Here is a 19237-nt window from a genome sequence, read left to right as displayed (position 1 = left end):
GTCAGGCGCTGGCCTTCGTCTGCGACGGGGCCGGCGCCGTGGCCGCGGCCTGGGCCGACGCGCTCGGCATGACGCGACCCGCGCCGCGGACGAGCAGGCGCTGGTAGGCCGGGCCGAGCACCCGGATGGCGATGTCGAGGAACTTGGCGTCGAGGCCGACGACGGCCCGGGGCCGGTTTCGCGAGACGGCCCGCAGGATCGACCTGGCCGCCGACTCCGGCGACGTCTTGGCCAGCTTGGCGTCGAAGAACTCGGCGAGCGAGGCGGCGTCGTGGCCCTCGACCGCGCCGGCGTTGCGGGCGATCGCGGTCTTGATGCCGCCGGGGTGCACGCAGGTGACCTGCACGTTGTGACCGGCGACGAGCATCTCCTGGCGCAGCGCCTCGGTGAAGCCGCGTACCGCGAACTTGGCCGCGTTGTACGCGCTCTGCCCCGGCACCGCGAGCAGGCCGAACAGCGAGGAGATGTTGACGACGTGGCCGTCGCCCGACTCGATCAGGTGCGGCAGGAAGGCCTTGGTGCCGTTGACGACGCCCCAGAAGTCGACGTCCATGACCTTCTCGATCTGGGCGAACGACATGTGCTCGACGTCGCCGGTGAAGGCAATGCCGGCGTTGTTGATGACGACGTTGACAACCCCGTACTCGGCCCGGACGGTGTCGGCGTAGGCGAGCACGGCGTCCCGGTCGGTGACGTCGAGGCGGGTCGAGTGCACCGGCGCGCCGATCACCCGCACCTGCTTGACCGTCTCGGCCAGCCCGGTCTCGTCGACATCGCTGATCGCCAGCTTGGCGCCGCGGCGTGCGAGGTCGTAGGCCAGCGCGCGGCCGATGCCCGATCCGGCTCCGGTGACGACGGCGACCTTGCCCTTGACGTCGGTCATGACTGTTGCTCCTTCGATGGTTCGAACGGGGGATCAGGCGGTGGTGCGGACGGGGGTGTCAGGCGCTCGCGGCGATCGGGACGACCGCGCCCGCGCGCTCGGTGGTGTCGTAGGCCGCGACGTCGAAGCGTCGCGTCTGCTGGCGGAAGGCGAAGGTGAAGCCCGGCCAGAGTGTCGTGTTGTTGCCGTGCTTGTCGAGGTACCAGCTCGCGCAGCCGCCGGTCTTCCAGATCGTGCGGCCCATGCGGGACTGCAGGTTCTCGTTGAACTCCCGCTGCGCCGCCTCGGTGACCTCGAACGTCGCCAGCCTCTGCTGATCCATGGTCTTCAACGCGCTGGACAGGTAGTTCAGGTGCGACTCGATCATGTAGACCATCGAGCTGTGCCCGAGGCCGGTGTTGGGGCCGACGACGAAGAGCATGTTCGGGAAGCCGGCGACCGCGGCGCCCTTGTAGGCCTGCTGGCCCTGCTCGTCCCACACTTGGGCGAGCGAGCGGCCGTCCTTGCCGATGATGCGCTGATAGGTCGGGGAGTCGGTGACGTGGAAGCCGGTGGCGACCACGATCGCGTCGACCTCGCGCACGGTGCCGTCGGTGCTGACGATCGCGTTGCCGCGGATCTCGGCGATGCCGTCGGTGACGAGGTCGACGTTGTCCTGCGCCAGCATCGGGTACCAGGTGTTGGAGATGAGGATGCGCTTGCAGCCGATCTGCCAGTCGGGGGTGACCTTCGCGCGGAGTTCTGCCCCGTCAGCGGTGTCGGCCTTGATGCCCTTGGCGATGTTGCGCTCGGCCACCTTCTGGGCCGCCTGCAGGATCCTGGGCTGGAACGCGAAACCCAGCACGTAGGCCTCGCGGCCCCAGTAGATCGCCTCGCGGGCGGCGCGTTGCAGGAGGGGCACGTTCTTGTAGGCGAAGCTCTCGAGCCCCGAGTAGGCGCGGTCGTGCCGCGGCATCACCCACGGCGCGGTGCGCTGGTAGACGTCGAGGTGGCCGACCGTGCCGGCGATGGCCGGGCCGATCTGGATCGCCGAGGCGCCGGTGCCGATGATGGCCACCCGCTTGCCGGCGAGGTCGGCGTCGTGGTTCCAGCGGGCCGAGTGGAAGATCTCGCCTTCGAAGTTCTCGATGCCCACGATGTCGGGCAGGTTCGGCTCGCACAGGGCGCCGACCGCGCCGACGAGGACGTCGGCGCTGAAGTCGCCGTTGGTGGTGTCGACCAGCCAGCGGCTCGTCGCCTCGTCCCACCGGGCGAGGGTGACCTCGGTGTCGAACAGGTGCTTGTCGGCGACGTCGTACTTGGCCGCGACCGAGCGCAGGTAGTCCTGGATCTCGGGCTGCGGCGAGAACGAGCGCGACCAGGTCGGGTTCAGCTCGAAGCTGTAGGAGTACAGGTGTGAGGGCACGTCACAGGCCGCCCCCGGATAGGTGTTGTCGCGCCAGGTGCCGCCGACCTCGCGGCCCCGCTCGATGACGAGGAAGTCGTCGCGACCGTCCTTCACGAGCCGGATCGCCGCGCCGAGACCGGCGAAGCCGCTGCCGATGATCAGCACGCCGACGTGGCGGCGGGGGTGGGAGCCGTTGACCGGCTTGCGTCGCGGGGTCCTCGTCGGGCGAGTGGGTGCCTGGGTCATGGTGTCGAGCGTAAAAGCTCATTGAACGTCAGTCAATAGATAGTTGGCTCACGTTCAATAGCGAGTTACGATGATCGGCATGACGGCGACCAAGCGCGTGCGGCTGAGCCCGGAGGCCCGGCGCGCCCAGCTCATCGAACTCGGCGTCGAGATGCTGGCCACCCGGCGGCTCGACGAGCTGTCGGTCGAGCTCATCGCGCAGACGGCCGGCATCTCACGCGGGCTGCTGTTCCACTACTTCTCCTCCAAGCAGGACTTCCACGTCGAGGTCGCCCGGGCCGCCGCCGCGGCGATGATCGAGCGAACCGAGCCCGACACCTCGCTGCCGCCGGTCGAGGCGCTCCGCGGGGCGCTGTCGCGCTTCATCGACTACGTCGAGGAGAACCCGGACAACTACAAGTCGCTCGTCCGCGGGGCGGCCAGCGCCGACCTCGAGATGCGGGCGATCTTCGACCACACCCGCGCGACGATGGCCCAGCGCGTCATCGACGTCATCGGCGAACTCGGTCTCGAACTCAGCGACCGGGCGGTGCTGGCCGTCCACGGCTGGGTGGCCTACGTCGAGGAGTGCGTCATCCGCTGGACGGAGTCGCGCACCTTCGGGCGCGAGCAGTTGCTCGAGATGCTGACCAAGTCGCTGCCGGCCGTCGCGCTCTCCGCATCGGACGACGAGGTGGGCACGCTGGTCTCCATCCTCACCGCCCACACAGCCATCGGAGGCTGAAGGGCTCGTTTCTCTCTCGGCTGGAAGTCCTAGGATGACCGACTATGAGCCAGAGCACTGCGTCGTTCAGCGTCGAACGCAACCCCAACCCCCGTAGCGAGGCCGAGCGGGCCGAGATCCTGGCCGCGCCGGGCTTCGGCCGCTACTTCACCGACCACATGGTCCGCATCGACTGGACCGAGGCCGACGGCTGGGGTCCCGGCCGCGTCGTGCCGTACGGCCCGCTCTCGCTCGACCCCGCGACCTCGGCGCTGCACTACGGCCAGGAGATCTTCGAGGGGCTCAAGGCCTACCGGCAGGCCGACGGCTCGATCGCGACTTTCCGCCCCGAGGCGAACGCGAAGCGGTTCCAGCGGTCGGCCCGACGGCTGGCGATGGCCGAGCTGCCCGAGGAGCTGTTCGTCGAGTCGCTGCGCGCGCTGGCCGAGGTCGACCGCGCCTGGGTGCCGGCCAACCCCGACGAGTCGCTCTACTTCCGCCCGTTCATGATCGCGACCGAGGTCGGGCTCGGCGTCAACAAGCCGTCCAGCTCGTACACCTACCTGCTCATCGCCTCGCCGGCCGGCGCGTACTTCAGTGGCGGCATCAAGCCGGTGAAGGTGTGGCTGTCGACCGAGTACACCCGCGCCGCCCCTGGTGGCACGGGCGAGGCCAAGTGCGCCGGCAACTACGCCGCCGCGTTCGTCGCCCAGGCCTACGCCACCGAGCAGGGCTGCGACCAGGTCGTCTGGCTCGACGCCGCCGAGCACCGGTGGGTCGAGGAGATGGGCGGCATGAACCTGTACTTCGTGCACGGCTCGGGCCCGTCGGCCCGGATCGTCACGCCCGCGCTCACCGGCACGCTGCTGCCCGGCGTCACCCGCGACTCGCTGCTCACCCTCGCCGGCGAGCTCGGCTACACCGCGGAGGAGGGCAAGATCTCGACCGACGAGTGGCAGGCCGGCAACGCCTCCGGCGCCATCACCGAGGTGTTCGCGTGCGGCACCGCCGCCGTCATCACCCCCGTCGGCTCGGTCAAGAGCGCGACCGGCGAGTGGACCGTCGGCGACGGCACCCCGGGCCCGGTGACCATGCAGCTGCGCGAGCGCCTGCTCGCCCTGCAGACCGGCCAGGTCGCCGACACCCACAACTGGATGCACTCGCTCTGATCCGCGGGCTCTTCGCGCGTCACCGATGAGTACCTGGCCAACAACGCCCTTTACGCCGAGTCGTTCTCCGGCCCGCTGCCACTGCCACCGGCGAAGCACGTCGCGATCGTCGCCTGCATGGACGCCCGGTTGAACGTGCACGGCGCGCTCGGCATCAAGGAGGGCGAGGCGCACGTGATCCGCAACGCGGGCGGCGTGATCACCGAGGACGAGATCCGCTCGCTCGCGATCAGCCAGCGGCTGCTCGGCACCGAGGAGATCATCCTCATCCACCACACCGACTGCGGCATGCTGACCTTCACCGACGACGCGTTCAAGAAGTCGATCCAGGACGAGACCGGCATCAAGCCGTCGTGGTCGGCCGAGGCGTTCGACGACGTGGAGATCGACGTCCGCCAGTCGATCGACCGGATCAGGACCAGCCCCTTCGTCCCGAAGAAGGACTCGATCCGCGGTTTCGTCTTCGACGTCGCGACCGGCCGCCTGGACGAGGTCAAGCCCAGCTGATCCGCGGGCTCGTCGCCTGCGTGCGACGATCCAGCGATGGATGCCGCCACGTTGATCGATCACCTGGACGCCGAGGGGCCGCGGCTCGTGCAGTCCGCGCGCCGGGCCGGGGTCGAGCAAGCGGTGCCCTACCTGGACTGGAACGTCGGGCAGCTGGTGCGGCACACGAGCGGGGCGCACCGGTGGGCGACGGCGATCCTGCGCGGTGAGGTCACCGCGATCGACACGGCGGGCGACCTCACCGACGGCGGCCCGGACGACGCCGACGTGCTCGAGTGGTTCCTGGCCGGGCACGCCGACCTGGTCGAGACGCTGCGCGCGGCGCCGGCCGACCTGAAGGTGCCGACGCTGATGAAGGCCGACAGTGCGCGGCACTTCTGGGCCCGGCGTCAGGCCCACGAGACGGCGATCCACCGGGCCGACGCCGGGGCCGCCGCCGGCGAGGTGCCCGAATTCGCGAGCGACCTGGCCCAGGACGGCATCGCCGAACTGCTGCTCGGCTTCGGCCGGGGGCGTCCCTTCGCGGTGCCGACCCCCGGCACGCTGGCCCTCGAGCTGACCGACGGGCCGTCCTGGCGCATCCGGTTCGGCGGCGAGCGCAACGTCATCAGCGAGACCGAGGGTGGTGATGCCGACGCGATCGTGCGGGGCACGTCGTCGGAGGTCTACCGCTGGGTGTGGAACCGGCCGTCGGAGGCGGTGGTGAGCGGCGACGTCGAGGTCGCCGCGCGCTGGGCCGCGACGGTGCGCATCGTGCGCAGCTGAGCTACTGCGTCGGCCAGCGCTTGAAGTTCAGGTACGACCGGCTCGGGGTCGGCCCGCGCTGGCCCTGGTAGCGCGAGCCGTAGACCGCCGATCCGTACGGGTGCTCGGCCGGGCTGGACAGCCGGAACAGGCACAGCTGGCCGATCTTCATGCCCGGGTGCAGCATGATCGGCAGGTTGGCCACGTTGGACAGCTCGAGGGTGATGTGGCCGTTGAAGCCGGGGTCGATGAAGCCCGCCGTCGAGTGCGTGAGCAGGCCGAGCCGGCCCAGCGACGACTTGCCCTCCAGCCGACCGGCGAGGTCGTCGGGCAGCGTCACGACCTCGAGCGTCGAGCCGAGCACGAACTCGCCCGGGTGCAGGACGAACGGCTCCTCGCCCTCGGGTTCGACGAGCGCGGTGAGGTCGTCCTGCTGCTCGGCCGGGTCGATGTGGGTGTAGCGCGAGTTGTTGAAGACCCGGAAGAACCGGTCGAGCCGGACGTCGACGCTCGACGGCTGGACGAGCCCGTCCTCCCAGGGTTCCACGGCCAGGCGGCCGGAGCCGACCTCGGCGCGGATGTCGCGGTCGCTCAGCAGCATGGGGCAGAGGCTATCGGGCGGCCGGGGTCGCCTCGACGAAGGTCACGATGTGCGCGGCGAGCTCGGGGCCGGCGTCCTCCTGCAGGAAGTGCCCGGCGTTCGTGACGGTCGGGTGCTCGCGGCCCTGCGCGCCCGGCAGGACCTTCTCGAGGATCGGGCGCATCGCGCCGGTGATCGGGTCTCCGTCGGAGAACGCGACGAGCACCGGGGTCGGTGACGCGGCCAGCACGCCCCACGCGGCCCGGTTGGCCTCGGTCGCCGGATCGTCCGGACCGGTCGGGACGAGCCCGGGCATCGCCCGCGGGCCGGCCTTGAACGACTCGTCCGGGAACGGGGCGTCGTAGCCGGCCGCGACCGCGTCGGACATCGGCCGGGCGCACCCGCTGGCCACGAACCGGGCGACGTCGACCACGGGCGCCGTCTGGATCGCCGCCCGGAACTGGTGCCAGATCTCGGGCATCGGGTGATCGCCGGTCGGCAGCCCGCTGTTGGCGACGACGAGGCGGGCGAACCGCTCGGGGTGCTCCGCGGCCAGGCGCAGCCCGATGAGTCCACCCCAGTCCTGTCCGACCAGGGTGACGCCGTCGAGCCCCATCACGTCGAACACCAGGGAGCGCATCCACTCGACGTGCCGGGCGTAGCTGTGGTCGCCGATCTCGGTCGGCTTGTCCGAGCGGCCGAAGCCGACCAGGTCGGGGGCGATCGCCCGCAGCCCGGCGCCGGCCAGCACCGGCATCATCGTGCGGTACAGGAACGACCACGACGGCTCGCCGTGCAGCAGCAGCACCGGCTCGCCGTCGGCCGGGCCGGCCTCGACCCAGGCCATCCGCAGCGTGCCGCCGTCCTGGTCGGGAACGTCGGCGTAGTGCGGCTCGTGACCGAAGTCGGGCAGGTCGGCGAAGCGGTCGTCAGGCGTGCGCAGCGTCTCCATGCCCGGAAGCTACCGCCCGCCCGGCCGACGGGCGCGTCCGGCCGAGCGTCCGGGCCGCGGGCGGCACGAACTTCCACCACGTCGCGAACGTGTGTACTTCGACGTGCCCGCGCGGCCAGGATGAAACGGTGACGATCTACACCTCCGACGACGCGAGCCCGGTCCGCCGCCTTGCGGACGACCTCGCCCGGCGCCTGCTCGACGCCGACCCGTTCCTGGGCACCGGGCTCGGGCTGCGCGAGTACGACGCGCTCGTGCCCGACCCGTCCGCCGCGGCCGAGCAGGCCCTCGACGCGGACCTCGCTGCCTTCGCGGCCCGGTGCGACGAGGTCGAGCCGGCCGACGCCGCCGAGCGGGTCACCCTCGCCGTGGTCCGGGCGACGTGCGAGCGGCGCCGCCTCGCCATCGCCGCCGGCGAGATCGAGTACACCGTCAGCGCCATGCCGATCGCCGGCCCCCCGATGATCTTCGCGCTCGCCGCGCGCACGGTGCTGCCCGACGAGCGGGCGGCCCGGGACTACCTGTCGCGCCTGGCCGGGCTCGCCGATTGGATCGACGCGAGCACCGCCCGCCTCGCCGAGGGGCGGACCAAGGGCCGGGCGCCGGTCGGCTCGCTCGTCGACCAGGCCGTGGACTGGGCCGAGCGCACCCTGGCCGCCGACGTGCCGGCGGCGTTCACCACCCCGGCCCCGCCGGCCGGGTGGGACGGCACCGCGCAGTGGTCGACCGAGCGGGATCGCATCGTCGTCGACGAGGTGCTGCCGGCCGTGCGGCGCTGGTGCGACCTGCTGGTCGAGCTGCGGCCGCACGCCCGGTCGGACGAGCAGGCCGGCCTCGGCGCGCTGCCCGGCGGCGACGAGGACTACCTGCGCGCGATCGCCTTCCACACCACCCTGCCGCTGACCGCCGAGGAGTTGCACGCGATCGGGCTCGCCGAGGTCGAGCGGCTCGAGGCCCGGGCCCTCGACCTCGGGGCGCGGATCGGGCCGGCCGACCTGCCCGCCGTCATCGCCGCCGTGCGCGCGTCGGCGAGCGAGCTCGACGCCGAGTCGGCGCTGGCCGCGGCCCGCACCGCGGTCGCCCGGGCCGAGGCCCGCGCGGCCGAGATGATGCCGCCGCCGCTGCCCGAACCCTGTGCCGTCACGCCGATGCCGGCGACGGTCGGCGAGTCGGGCATGGCGCCGCACTACACGCGTCCGCAGCAGGACGGCAGCCGGCCGGGCACGTTCTGGTTCAACACCCTGCGCCCGACGGCCGGCGCCGGCTGGGATCTCGAGGCCGTCGCCTTCCACGAGACGGTGCCCGGCCACCACTCGCAGGTCGCCCGCACCCAGGTGCTCGACGACCTGCCGCTGCTGCAGCAGCTGACCATCACCGTGCACGCCGAGGGCTGGGGGCTCTACGCCGAACGGCTGGCCGGCGAGTTCGGGCTCTACAGCGACGTGCGGGCCGAGATCGGGTCGGTCTACATCGAGATGCACCGCGCGGCGCGCCTCGTCGTCGACACCGGCCTGCACGCCTTCGGCTGGAGCCGGGCCCGCGCCGTCGAGTACGTGGTCGAGCACGTCGCGCTGCCGGAGAGCTTCCTGGCCAACGAGATCGACCGCTACATCGCCTGGCCCGGCCAGGCGCTGGCCTACCTCGCCGGGCAGCGCGAGATCCTGCGGCTGCGGGCGAAGGCCGAGGCGGCGCTCGGTGACGCGTTCGACCTGCCCGCCTTCAACGGCGCGTTGCTCGACAGCGGCTCGGTGCCGATGCCGGTACTGGCCGGGATCGTCGACGACTGGATCACGTCGCGCGGATGATCCGGACGGGACCGGACCCGAAGGTACGGTCCCGTCCGGCCCGAACCTTTCAGTGGTTTCGCGACTGCTGACAGGGGTTGCGGCGATCACCGCTGTTGAAGTTGTTGAAGCGCGTGACCGTGGTGGGGCCCGCCACCGGGTACACCGTGCTCAGCAACGGACCGAACTCCGCGGCCGAGTTGCCGCCGAACAGGTGCGTCGTGCCCGGGATGTAGCGGCCGCCCTCCTGCCAGGTGCAGACGTCGCCGACCGTCCGGGTCGAGAAGAACGGGTAGAACGCCGCGCCGGATGGCGGGTTGACGCAGTTCGCACCGGTGTTGCGATCGCAGAACGGCGGAGTGTCCTGCGAGTCGCCCGCCTCGATGCGCGGCAGGTCGGTCTCGAACGCGATCGTCGAGTAGTTCGACCGGCCGTTGGCCAGTGGGCTGGTGAACAGCACCGAGGTCGGGTGCAGCTTCCGGTCGCGGTTCACGTTCGGATCCGTCCCGGGCCAGTCGAGCCGGTAGGACTGGCCGTCGAAGTCCTCGTCCGAGGCGAAGCAGCCGTTGATGTGGATGAGGGTCGAGTCCGAGCCGGGCACGCAGGACGAGTCGTCCTCGTCGAGGGCCTGGCCGTTCGGCGCGACGGCGCAGTTGAGGTTGGCGTCGAGCTGCAGGCAGTTCTCGAAGTGCCCGATCTCGTCGGACATCGCCACGTTGTACGTGTGCGCCGACCACGTGTTGCCCCGCGGGTCGGCGGTCGAGTACTCCGGGTGGAAGGCGTAGGGCGCCATGTGGCACGTCGTCGAGCTCGGCTCGTACAGGATGTGCCCGAAACCGTTGGCGACCGACGCGGTCATGGAGCCGTGCCGGCCCCGGGTCAGGTCGTTCAGGTCGATGCGCAGCCCGGCCGCGGTGTCGTACATGTGGACGCGGACCCGGTCGCCCGGCGTCATGAGCAGGTCCTTGGTGAGGTCCGGGGTCACCGCGCTGAGGTTCGGGGCGGCGAAGGTTCCGGTGAACAGCGGGTTGGCCGGGGCCTGGGGCAGGCCGGACTTCGTGATGTAGGCCCAGTTGATCGGCTCCGGTCCGCCGAGGATGTAGTTGTTGCAGTCGGCGTTGTTCTCGATCCCGGTGTTCTGGTCCTGGGTGCGCGAGTCGATGGTGATGGCCGCGCAGTACGAGTGGGCCGAGCAGCCGAAGCCCTCGAACTGTGGCACGTAGCCCGGGCCGTAGAACTGCAACTCCATGTAGGCGTTGCCGGGGTGCTTGCCGATGTAGTCCGGGGCTGCCGGGTTCGTCCCGACGAGGTTGTTGCCGTCGGAGTCGGGCGTGCAGATCTTGGTGAACTCGGGCGAGGACTCGGAGTCGCACAGCGTCAGCCCGAACCAGAACGTGGGGCGCAGCTGGAAGTTCCAGGTGCCGCCGCTGCCGTCCTGGCGCGGCCGCACGGGCGGGTCCTTCGGCAGCGTCATCGTGTAGGTGATGTCGTTGCCCGACCCCGCGATGCCCGATTTGAACTCGAGCGACGGCTCGTCGTGACCGACGTAACCACCCGCCGGGTTGTCGTACATGTCGGCGCACATGGACGACCGGCTGAGGCACAGCGAGGTGTGCACGCCGAGGGTCGTGGCGGTGGCCCCGCCGGCGGACGTGGCGCCCGGCAGGCCGAGGCCGACGAGCGTGAGGGCGGCGACCGCCGTGAGACCTGCTGCGATGGATCGATTCACCGTGATGTCCCTTCGTCGAGACGCGGCGTCGGGACCGGCAGAGGTCGTCACGACGCCGGGCTGGTTGGACGAGCCGCTACCTCCCTTCGAGCGGGAAGGAGCGTCGGCGATCGGGGCGTCGGCGCATCGGCCGCAGCGGCCGATTTCCGGCCCGGACGGTACCCCTGGAGATCACCGATCACCAGGGTCGGTCGCATATGGTGACGAATCGCCGTGCCGAGTCGGTGCCGCCGTGACCGGCGGCGGGGTCAGAGCCCCGGTCCGACGATGTTCGGCGTCTGCTCGACCCGGCGGAAGATGTAGAGCGCGGTGTGCTTGCCGTGGAACGCGAACCAGGGGTAGCCCTCGTGCCCGATCGAGCCGGTCTGGGCGTGCGCGAGCGCGACGTGCTCGAGCCGCCAGCCCTGCTCCTCGATCTTGTCGATGACGTTCTCGTCCGACTCGACCCGACGCGTACGGGTCGCCGGACCCCTGGTCGGATGCACGAAGCCCTCGTCCCGGCTGATCACGAGGTCGATCTGGAATGTCCGCTCGCCCCGCATCCAGGCCTCGTAGGCGAGCCGTTCGGGGGAGGCGGGACGTTTCTCGGTGGCGTCGGCCATGCCCCACTGCGCGTCCTCGAGGTCGACTCGGTTCGGCGGACGCACCTCGCTCATGTCAGGAGACTAGGGCGGGAAGGCCCGCGGCGTCACCGCTCGAGCAGGAGCACGGCCCAGCCGTCGTCGTCGAGGTCGGGTCGCCGGGTCAGCCCGGCCCGCTCGGCGACCGCCAACGCGGCGGGATTGGTCGGGCGCGTCTCCACGAGCACCGGCCACTCGGGACGGGTGACGGTCGCGGCGGCCACGGCGGCGCGGGCGAGCTCGGTGGCCAGACCGCTGCCGTGCCGGCTCGGGTGCAGCCGGTAGTAGAGGTTCCAGCAGTCGCGCTCGCGCCACCGCTTGGGCTTCACGCCGCCGAAGCCGACCACCTCGCCGTCCCGCCGGGCGGTCCAGTAGCCCAGGGGGCCGTCGTCCCAGACTGCGACGAACTGCGCGAGGTAGCCGGCCCAGGTGACGGGGTCGGGCGCGTCGCGCGGCGGTGTCTCGAGCGAGCGGAGCGCGATCTCGAGGGCGACGAACGCGTCGGCGTCGGTGACCGCGACCGGCGTGAGCCGCAGCCGCGGCGTCGTCCACTCGCGGGTCACCGACCCGACGGTACCGATCAGTCGCCCTCGACGACCGGGTGGATCGAGTCCGCGACGAGGCCGTGGGCCTCGCGGTGCACCGTGTTGGCCGCCTCGGCGTCGGGGGCGTCGACCAGGCAGAAGATCTTGCCCGCCTCCTGGTCGACCCAGTACCGCAGGTAGTGCACCCCGTGCTCGCCCTGCGTCTGCAGGTCGGCGGCGTGGGCCTTCGCGACGTCGTCGATGCTGACCGCGTCGCCCAGATCGTGGACGTCCATGAACAGTGGCATGTCGTGCTCCCCAAGGTGTCGGCCCGCGATTCCGCGGGTCCACCCAGCACACCGCGCCGGGCCGCGTGGGACATCGGGAGCATTCCCTATGTTCGCGGCGCGGACCCCGGTGCCGGAGCGAGCAGCCCGGTGCGGAGCGCGGTCGCGACGGCGCGGGCCCGGGTCGGTGCGCCGAGCTTGCGCAGCACGGCCGACACGTGGTGGCCGACGGTCTTCTCCGACAGGTAGAGCCGCCCGGCGATGTCGGCATTGGACAGCCCCTCGGCGAGCAGGTGGAGCACCTCCGACTCGCGCGCGGTCAGCGCGGCCGGGTTGGCGAGCCGGGCCGCCCTGGGCCCGCGCGGGACGGGGAGGCCGGTGTCGTGGCGCAGCCGCAGGATCGCCTCGCGCACGGCGGGCGCCCCGAGCCGGTCGACGAGGTCGAGGGCGTTGCGCCCCGCGTCGAGCGCGGGGACGCGGGCGAGGGCCAGCGCCCGCCACAGGTCGGCGCCGAGCGCCCGCCACGCCTCGGCCGCGTCGAGCCAGCGCTCGTCGAGCATCAGGGCGAACGGCGCCGCGACGGGTGCGTCGGTCGACGCCGGCAGCCCGATGACAGCGCGCCAGCAGGCGAGCTCGCCGACCTCCCAGGGCTGCGGGTGGGTGGCGGTGGCGGCCCAGGCTATGTCGAGGGCCTCGGTGGGGTCCCCGACCCCGGTCAGCCAGGTGCGCTCGGCGAGAGCCGCCGCGACCGGGACGAGCCGTTCGGCCTCGCCGGTGCCGCGGGCGAGCGCCCACACCTCGTCCAGGAGGTCGTCGACGTTCTCGCCCCGCCGCAGCGCGACCTGGGCGGCGACCGTCCCGGCCACGATGGCAGTGATCGGCGCCAGCCGCGGGTGCCGCAGCACGTCGGCCGCCACGGCCCCGGCCTCGTCGAGGCGGCCCTGCTCGGCGAGAAGGTGCGCCAGGTGCGCCCCCATGTAGTGCCGCCACGAGTCGAGGTCACGCTCGGTGCAGTAGGCGATGCCCGCCGCGAGGTCGGCCTCGGCCTCGGCGAAGCGCCGCTCCAGGTCGCCGACGCTGCCGAGATTGGTGTACGCGCGGGCCGCGTGCTCCTGCGCGTCGCGGGCGAGGGCCAGGTCGAGACTGCGCTCGAGCAGCTGCCGTCCTTCGAGCCAGTGGCCGTCCTGCATCAGCGCGGTGCCGACGTTGTTCAACGCGTGGGTCTCGGTGTCCAGGTCGCCGAGGCGGCGCGCCAGGTCGAGGGCGCGCCGGCCCCACCGTTCGGCGCCGGCGGTGTCGCCGGCGAGGACGGCCAACTGGGCCTGGTTGCTGTAGGCCATCGCCAGTTCGGGATGATCGCCGCCCGGCTCGAGGGTGGCGACGGCCCGGGCGCCGTAGCGGACGCTGTCGGCGTTGCGGCCGAGGAACCACGACAACCGCGACACCCAGCGCTGGTGCCGGCCGAGGTCGCGCGGGTCGCCGTCGAGCTCGGCGAGCTCCATGGCCTTGAGCCGGGCCGCGAGGGCCTCGGCCAGGTCGTCGGTGAGGTAGCACGCGTAGGACAGGGCGCTGAGCAGCCGGTCGCGTTCGGCCCCGCCGCCGTCGAGGAAGCGCAGCGCCAGCCGGTACTGCTCGGCCGCCTCGCGGTGGGCGCCGAGTCGGGCGGCGCGATCCCCGGCCCGCACGGCGTGCCGCTTCGCCGCGGCCCGGTCGCCGGCCATCGCCGCGTGGTGGGCGAGGCGGCGGTCGTCGTCGCTGTGGCGGGCGGCCAGCGCAGCGAGGGTGCGACGGTTCAGCTCGGCCAGTGCGGCCGGGCCGAGCGTCTGCTCGACCGCGAGCCGGGCCAGCTCGTGGCGAAAGGCCCAACCGCCGTCGGCCGCCACGAGCAGGCCGTGGTCGATGCACTCGTCGACCGCGTCGGCCGGTGCCTGTGCCACCTCCGCGAGCAGCGGGGCGTCGGCCGGCTGGCCCAGCACGGCCGCCGCGGCCAGCACGTCCGACGCCCGCGGGGACAGCCTTCCGGCGCGCGCGAGCACGGCGTCCCGGACGGTCGCGGGCAGCTCGACCCCCTGCGCCGCCAGCACCTCGCTGACGTAGAAGGCGTTGCCGCCGGTGCGGGCGCGCAGGGTTTCGGGGTCGAGTGCCGAGCCCGCCGCCCCGATCAGCTCGGCCACCGCCGCGGCGCTCAGCGGCGGGACCAGTACCCGCTCCACACCGGCCGTCGTCGCGAGATCGCCGAGCACGACCGCGAGCGGGTGCCGCGGCGTCACCGTCTCGCTCCGGTAGGTCGCGAGCACGGCGAGGGGCAGGCCCTCGAGGCGACGGCCGAGGTAGCGGAGCAGGTCCAGGGTCGCCTCGTCGGCCCAGTGGACGTCCTCGAGCACCAGCAGCGTCGGCCGCGCGGCGAGCCGGCCGCGCAGGCGGCGGAACAGCTCGTGCCGCGGACGGCCGCTCTCGAGGTCGGCGGCGAGCTCCGGCAGGGCGTCGACGACGGCGCCGAGCGCAGCGGCGGTCGTGATGTTGTCGGCCGTCCCGCGGCGCACGCGCAGCCCGTCGGGGGCCGCTGCGGCTGCCGCCGTGACGACCGACGTCTTGCCCATGCCCGCCTCGCCACCGACGAAGACCAACCGGCCCCGGCCGGCGAGCGCGTCGTCGACGGCAGCGGCCAGGCCGGCCAGCATCGTCGCCCGCTCGACCAGCATGCCGACATTGAACCGTGCCCGCACGCACAGTGAGACCTTCGCCGACTCCGCGCGACGGCACAGCGGCGCCGTGCCACAGTTGTCGTCCATGCGCGTACACCACCTGAACTGCGGCACGATGACGCCGCTGATCGTCGGTCGCATCGTCTGCCATGTCCTGCTGTGCGAGTCCGACGACGGGCTGGTGCTCGTCGACACCGGCTTCGGGTTGGCCGACTGCGCGAAGCACTCGCGGGTGGGACCGGCCCGGTTCCTGCTCAACGCGAGGTTCGACGAGTCGGAGACGGCGCTGCGCCAGGTGGAGGATCTCGGCTTCTCTCGCGAGGACGTCCGGCACATCGTCACCACCCACTTCGATCTCGACCACGTCGGCGGGCTGAGCGACTTCCCGGACGCCACCGTGCACAGCACCGCGGTCGAGTTCGAGACCGCGAACCACCCGCCGTCGCTGGAGGAGCGCCGCCGCTACCGGCAGGTGCAGTGGAGCCACGGCCCGACGATGCGCACCTACGCGGGCGGCGGCGAGGCGTGGCAGGGCTTCGCCGAGGCCTACCCGGTGGCCGGCGTCGAGGGTCTCGTCATCGTCCCGATGCCCGGGCACACCCGCGGGCACGCGCTCGTCGGCGTCGACGCGGGCGATCGCGGTTGGCTGCTGCACGCCGGCGACGCCGTCTTCGACCGCGGCTCGATCGCGCTGGCCGGCGACCCCGAGGACGACCGGGCGAAGCGGCGCACGATCCGGCTGTTCGAGCAGGCGGTCGGGCAGGACCGCTCCCGGATCGCGGGCAACCACGCGCAGCTGATGGAGGCGCGGGCGGCGGGGGCCACGGTCATCCCGGCCCACGACCCGGTGGTCCTCGAGCGGATGGTCGCGGCGACCACCGTCTGACGCCTACGCCGCGCCGGTGATGCGGCCGTCGGTGGCCGCCTCGAGCGCGACCTCGATCTCGGCCAGCCTCGCCTCCGCCGCCAGCAACTCGTCCAGCCTCGGGAAGCGGTGGGTGTCGATCAGCCCGCGGGCGGCGACCGCGGTGTCGTAGGCGGCCGCGGCCAGCTCGGCGACGGCGTCGACGCGATGGTCAAGCTCCTTGACCCAATCGGCGAGCGCGGTCAGCACCCGTCGCAGACCCGGTGGCCGACCGCCGCGCAGCGGCAGCACGAGCTCGTCCACCCGCCGGTGCGACAACGTGATACGTACGGACAGACTGCGCCCGTCGGACGCGCGCCAGCCACCGGCCGGGATCAGCTCGACGCCCAGTCCGCGCCACGGGACGCGGACCGGCGCCGGGTCGTCGCTGCTCGCGGGGTCGCGCAGCCGGGCGCCGAGCGTTGCCACCGCCGCCTCGACCGCATCGCTCGGGCCGCGGGCCGCGAGCCGGTCGCGGGCGGCCCCGAGGATCAGCGAGTGCTGGTGGTGACGCACCTGGTCCCGCTCGGCCGCCGCCAGGGTGCGGCGGGCCTCGGTGACGGTCTGGGTGTCGATCGCGCGCAGCAGCCGCAGCCGCGCGACCTCGGCCTGGGCCCGCGCGTGGTCGAGCAGCAGCGGGTTGCCGGCGGCGAGGGCCTTGACCTCGGCGAAGGTGAGCGTGGCGTCGCCGAGGTCGTCGGCCTCGCGGCGGTCGGTGCGGCCGAGCTGTTCGATGAAGGCGGCCTTGCGTTCGAGCGTCTGCCACATGTACGCGTCGAAGGTGCCGATGGTGACGTAGCGCAGCACGGTGACGACCGGGTTGAGGTTGCCCGGCCGGAACGCCCGACCTTCGCGCTGCTCGATGTCGGACGGCCGCCAGGGCGCGTCGGCGTGGTGGATCGCGCGCAGCCGGGCCTGCACGTTGGTGCCGACCCCGACCTTGTCGGTCGAGCCGATGAGCACCGACACCCCGCCGGCGCGGCAGGCCGCGAACAGCGCTGCCCGCTCGGGGCCGGTGCGGGCCGCGTGCACCCAGCGCACCCGCTCGGGCGGCACGCCGCGCTCGGCGAGCGCGATCCGGATCCGTCCGTAGGTCTGCAGGCCGTTCGGGCCGGGCGTGCCCTGGTCGCAGAAGACGAGCTGGAGCACGCCCTCGGCGTCGCTGCCGGGCAGGCGCAGCGTGGCGTTCTCGTGGTAGATCCGGGCCACCTCGTCGGCCAGCGCGGCGACCTTCGGCGAGGCCTCGGCGACCCCGACCAGGGCCGGGTCGAGCGCGGCCCGGCGGCCGTCGCCGCACAGCGCCAGCATGTTGTCACCGCCCGGCTCGGACTTCACCGACTCGCCCCGGATCTTGTCGGCCCGCGCGCCGAGGCTGCGCACGTACTCGAGCTGGCGCGGTCCGGGCTCGCAGACGACGGTGTCCTCGTCGCGCTCCGGCCGGTCGAGGCCCAGGGACGACGCGGGCAGCACGTCGGCCGAACGGGCGAGCAGCGCCTGCAGCTCGGGCACGTTGCGGATGCGCGACGGCCGCTGCTTGAGCCGGATGTCGGCGCCGTCGGGCGTCACCTCGACGACGGTCTCGAAGTCGACGAACACCGCGGCCCACGCGTCGAAGGTGTCGATGCCGGCGTCGGCCAGGACGTCGGGCTGCACGAACGTCTGCCACACGAACGTCTCGGCGATCGAGTTCGACCACGGGGTGCCGGTGAACAGCGCGAGGCTCGGCCGTGACCCGCGACGGGCCCGCAGGATCTGCGCCTTCAGCAGCAGGTCGGCCGCGCGCTTCGAGGCGCCGAGCGAGACCCCTTCCAGCCGCGACACGACCGGCAGGCGCTTGAAGTAGTGCGCCTCGTCGACGAGCAGCAGGTCGACCCCGAGGGTGTCGAAGGTGATGGCCGGGGTGTCGGCCCGGCCCAGCGCCTCGATGCGGGCTTCGAGCGCGGCGCGGCGGCGGTGCAGCCCCGCGCGGCCGAAGCGGCCCCCGCGCCCGGCCGCGACCTGCGCGTCGACCTCGTCGCGCCGCTCGGCCAGCCAGGCCGCCTCGGTGGCGGGCGCGACCGGCAGCGCGCTGAACGTGCCGTGCGACATGATCACCGCGTCCCACTCGCCGGTCGTGCAGCGCGCCGCGAGCTCGGCCCGGGTGCTGCCGACGTCCTCGCCGGCGATCAGGAAGCGCCCGGTCGGGAAGGCCTGCCTGGCCTCGCGCGCGGTCTGCTCGACGAGGTGCGTCGGCACCGCGATCAGCGGCTTCCGCGCGAGCCCGAGGCGGCGCGCGGTGACCGCGGCCGCGACCATCGACCGGGTCTTGCCGGCGCCGACGGCGTGCGCGCACAGGGTGGCCGGCGAGCCGATGATCCGGGCGACGATGTCGCGCTGCCACGGCCACAGGGAGACGCTGTCGGCGAGGCCGGGAAAGGTCAGTGCCGAACCGTCGTGGCGGCGCACCAGGTGGGTGTTGAACCGGCGGTTGAACTCGGCGGTGAGGCGGCGGGTGCGGGCGGCGTCCTCCCAGATCCAGGTGCGGAAGCGCTCCTGCAGCGCGGCGAGCTTCTCCTGCGCGGCCAGGCTCTCCTGCTGGTTGCGGACTCGGTGCCGCTTGCCGGCCACGTAGACGATCTCGAACACCATCGGGGTGCGGCCGTTGAGCCCGGCGGCGAGCAGGTCGTAGGGCTTCACCCGGTGCGTCGTCCAGCCGAAGGCCTGCGCGGGCACCTTGCCCAGCGGCACGATGCGCCACGACGCCGCCGACGGCAGGTGCCACACCTTCACCCGCCCGCCCAGCACCTCGTGGACGAACGCCTCGACGTCGGTGGCCGGCACCCAGGGCGCGCCGAGCGCAACGGCGATGTCGAGCGGGCCGAGGTCGGTGGGCACGACGGCGGCCAGCGCGTCGACGTTGCGCCGGTAGTGCTCGTCGTCGCGGGCCGCGGCAACGGCGATCGCGTGCCGGGCCCGCACATCGCCGGCGAGATAGGCGCGCGCGGTGACCCAGCGACCGTCCTGCTCCGGGTCGCGGAAGATCAGCTCGCCGAGTTCGCGCTCGGCCGCGGCGGCGTCGGGCAGTCCGGCCAGGGCGGCGATGCGGTCGAGATCGACGTCGCCCGCGCCGACCGCCAGCGCCTCGACCGCGTTCGCGACCCCGCCGACCGTCGTGCCCCCGCCGTGCACGCGGCGCTGCAGGATCGGCGCCGGTGCGGCCGTCCCCGTGCTCTGGTCGAACACCTCCAGGGCGAGGACGGTCAGGTACTCCGGGTCGCGCCGGAAGCCGCCGAGGTCGGGGCGGCGCCAGACCGGCGCCGGCAGTCCGGTCTGCGGGTCGAGCCGGGATTCGTCGAGCACGCCGCGGTTGAGCGGGCCCCACCTCTCGACGTAGGCGGCGTAGAGGTCGGCGGCCTCGCGGCGGATCGCCTCGCGGGCGTTGTCGGGCGCGTCGTCGTCGGACTCCGCGGCGATCAGCTGGCAGGCCGCGTCGCGCAGGGCGACCAGCGCCTCGAGCTCCGCGTCCGACGTCAC

At 72.9% G+C, this 19237-nt stretch carries 16 protein-coding genes; 6 read left to right on the top strand and 10 right to left on the bottom strand.

The genetic code is table 11. The features are described 5' to 3' along the window. Position 1 precedes the first annotated feature (1 nt). The gene (locus tag VGN18_RS20305; protein ID WP_327541548.1) at positions 2-883 is read right to left on the bottom strand and encodes an SDR family NAD(P)-dependent oxidoreductase; all 882 of its coding nucleotides are present in this window, start codon (positions 881-883) and stop codon (positions 2-4) included. 58 nt (positions 884-941) lie between these two features. Beyond that, positions 942-2516, bottom strand: coding sequence for an NAD(P)/FAD-dependent oxidoreductase (locus VGN18_RS20300; protein ID WP_327541547.1), 1575 nt, complete (start codon positions 2514-2516; stop codon positions 942-944). Positions 2517-2595: 79 nt separating this feature from the next. Between VGN18_RS20300 and VGN18_RS20295 the strand changes: the two genes are divergently transcribed. The 4 genes from VGN18_RS20295 to VGN18_RS20280 are packed head-to-tail and all read left to right on the top strand — an operon-like array spanning position 2596 to position 5660. Further along, entirely contained in the window at positions 2596-3240 is a 645-nt protein-coding gene (locus tag VGN18_RS20295; protein ID WP_327541546.1) for a TetR/AcrR family transcriptional regulator, read from the top strand. 44 nt (positions 3241-3284) lie between these two features. After that, positions 3285-4388, top strand: coding sequence for a branched-chain amino acid aminotransferase (locus tag VGN18_RS20290; RefSeq protein ID WP_327541545.1), 1104 nt, complete (start codon positions 3285-3287; stop codon positions 4386-4388). A gap of 33 nt (positions 4389-4421) precedes the next feature. Beyond that, positions 4422-4895: a carbonic anhydrase gene (locus VGN18_RS20285; protein WP_327541591.1), complete on the top strand. Its 474-nt coding sequence runs from the start codon at positions 4422-4424 to the stop codon at positions 4893-4895. A 36-nt stretch (positions 4896-4931) separates the two neighbouring features. Continuing rightward, positions 4932-5660, top strand: coding sequence for a maleylpyruvate isomerase family mycothiol-dependent enzyme (locus VGN18_RS20280; RefSeq protein WP_327541544.1), 729 nt, complete (start codon positions 4932-4934; stop codon positions 5658-5660). Between the two features lies 1 nt (position 5661). Here the strand turns inward: VGN18_RS20280 and dcd are convergent, their stop codons facing one another. Both dcd and VGN18_RS20270 read right to left on the bottom strand, forming a co-directional pair. Further along, positions 5662-6240 (bottom strand): dCTP deaminase, encoded by a 579-nt coding sequence (gene dcd / locus VGN18_RS20275; protein ID WP_327541543.1) that lies wholly within the window; start codon positions 6238-6240, stop codon positions 5662-5664. A gap of 10 nt (positions 6241-6250) precedes the next feature. After that, positions 6251-7171: a haloalkane dehalogenase gene (locus tag VGN18_RS20270; protein ID WP_327541542.1), complete on the bottom strand. Its 921-nt coding sequence runs from the start codon at positions 7169-7171 to the stop codon at positions 6251-6253. Between the two features lie 128 nt (positions 7172-7299). On the opposite strand from VGN18_RS20270, the gene VGN18_RS20265 reads away from it, so the two are divergent. Further along, a complete protein-coding gene (locus VGN18_RS20265; RefSeq protein WP_327541541.1) occupies positions 7300-8976 on the top strand; it encodes a DUF885 domain-containing protein in 1677 nt (558 codons plus the stop codon). A 49-nt stretch (positions 8977-9025) separates the two neighbouring features. Here the strand turns inward: VGN18_RS20265 and VGN18_RS20260 are convergent, their stop codons facing one another. From VGN18_RS20260 to VGN18_RS20240, 5 genes are all read right to left on the bottom strand, one after another. Beyond that, positions 9026-10684: a hypothetical protein gene (locus VGN18_RS20260; protein WP_327541540.1), complete on the bottom strand. Its 1659-nt coding sequence runs from the start codon at positions 10682-10684 to the stop codon at positions 9026-9028. 248 nt (positions 10685-10932) lie between these two features. Then, complete coding sequence (locus VGN18_RS20255) at positions 10933-11340, bottom strand: hypothetical protein (RefSeq protein WP_327541539.1); 408 nt, start codon at positions 11338-11340, stop codon at positions 10933-10935. A gap of 32 nt (positions 11341-11372) precedes the next feature. Beyond that, entirely contained in the window at positions 11373-11867 is a 495-nt protein-coding gene (locus VGN18_RS20250; RefSeq protein ID WP_327541538.1) for a GNAT family N-acetyltransferase, read from the bottom strand. Positions 11868-11884: 17 nt separating this feature from the next. After that, positions 11885-12136: a DUF4242 domain-containing protein gene (locus VGN18_RS20245; protein WP_327541537.1), complete on the bottom strand. Its 252-nt coding sequence runs from the start codon at positions 12134-12136 to the stop codon at positions 11885-11887. An 86-nt stretch (positions 12137-12222) separates the two neighbouring features. After that, complete coding sequence (locus VGN18_RS20240; protein ID WP_327541536.1) at positions 12223-14907, bottom strand: ATP-binding protein; 2685 nt, start codon at positions 14905-14907, stop codon at positions 12223-12225. Between VGN18_RS20240 and VGN18_RS20235 the strand changes: the two genes are divergently transcribed. Further along, on the top strand, positions 14906-15706 hold the full coding sequence (locus VGN18_RS20235; protein ID WP_327541535.1) for an MBL fold metallo-hydrolase: 801 nt from the start codon (positions 14906-14908) through the stop codon (positions 15704-15706). The genes VGN18_RS20240 and VGN18_RS20235 overlap by 2 nt on opposite strands. 3 nt (positions 15707-15709) lie before the next feature. Here VGN18_RS20235 and VGN18_RS20230 read toward each other — a convergent pair whose 3' ends face one another. Then, a complete protein-coding gene (locus VGN18_RS20230) occupies positions 15710-19237 on the bottom strand; it encodes a helicase-related protein (RefSeq protein ID WP_327541534.1) in 3528 nt (1175 codons plus the stop codon).

Origin of the sequence: Jatrophihabitans sp. (assembly GCF_036000465.1) — a bacterium.
Lineage (GTDB): Bacteria > Actinomycetota > Actinomycetes > Mycobacteriales > Jatrophihabitantaceae > Jatrophihabitans.
This window is presented reverse-complemented; position numbering and strand designations above follow the sequence as displayed.

Excerpts from the sequence above, each read along its gene's own strand:
- VGN18_RS20300 (WP_327541547.1), bottom strand. The coding sequence starts at position 2,516 with ATGACCCAGGCACCCACTCGCCCGACGAGGACCCCGCGACGCAAGCCG.
- VGN18_RS20295 (WP_327541546.1), top strand. The coding sequence starts at position 2,596 with ATGACGGCGACCAAGCGCGTGCGGCTGAGCCCGGAGGCCCGGCGCGCC.
- VGN18_RS20270 (WP_327541542.1), bottom strand. The coding sequence starts at position 7,171 with ATGGAGACGCTGCGCACGCCTGACGACCGCTTCGCCGACCTGCCCGAC.
- dcd (WP_327541543.1), bottom strand. The coding sequence starts at position 6,240 with ATGCTGCTGAGCGACCGCGACATCCGCGCCGAGGTCGGCTCCGGCCGC.
- VGN18_RS20305 (WP_327541548.1), bottom strand. The coding sequence starts at position 883 with ATGACCGACGTCAAGGGCAAGGTCGCCGTCGTCACCGGAGCCGGATCG.
- VGN18_RS20235 (WP_327541535.1), top strand. The coding sequence starts at position 14,906 with ATGCGCGTACACCACCTGAACTGCGGCACGATGACGCCGCTGATCGTC.
- VGN18_RS20255 (WP_327541539.1), bottom strand. The coding sequence starts at position 11,340 with ATGAGCGAGGTGCGTCCGCCGAACCGAGTCGACCTCGAGGACGCGCAG.
- VGN18_RS20280 (WP_327541544.1), top strand. The coding sequence starts at position 4,932 with ATGGATGCCGCCACGTTGATCGATCACCTGGACGCCGAGGGGCCGCGG.
- VGN18_RS20240 (WP_327541536.1), bottom strand. The coding sequence starts at position 14,907 with ATGGACGACAACTGTGGCACGGCGCCGCTGTGCCGTCGCGCGGAGTCG.
- VGN18_RS20245 (WP_327541537.1), bottom strand. The coding sequence starts at position 12,136 with ATGCCACTGTTCATGGACGTCCACGATCTGGGCGACGCGGTCAGCATC.
- VGN18_RS20290 (WP_327541545.1), top strand. The coding sequence starts at position 3,285 with ATGAGCCAGAGCACTGCGTCGTTCAGCGTCGAACGCAACCCCAACCCC.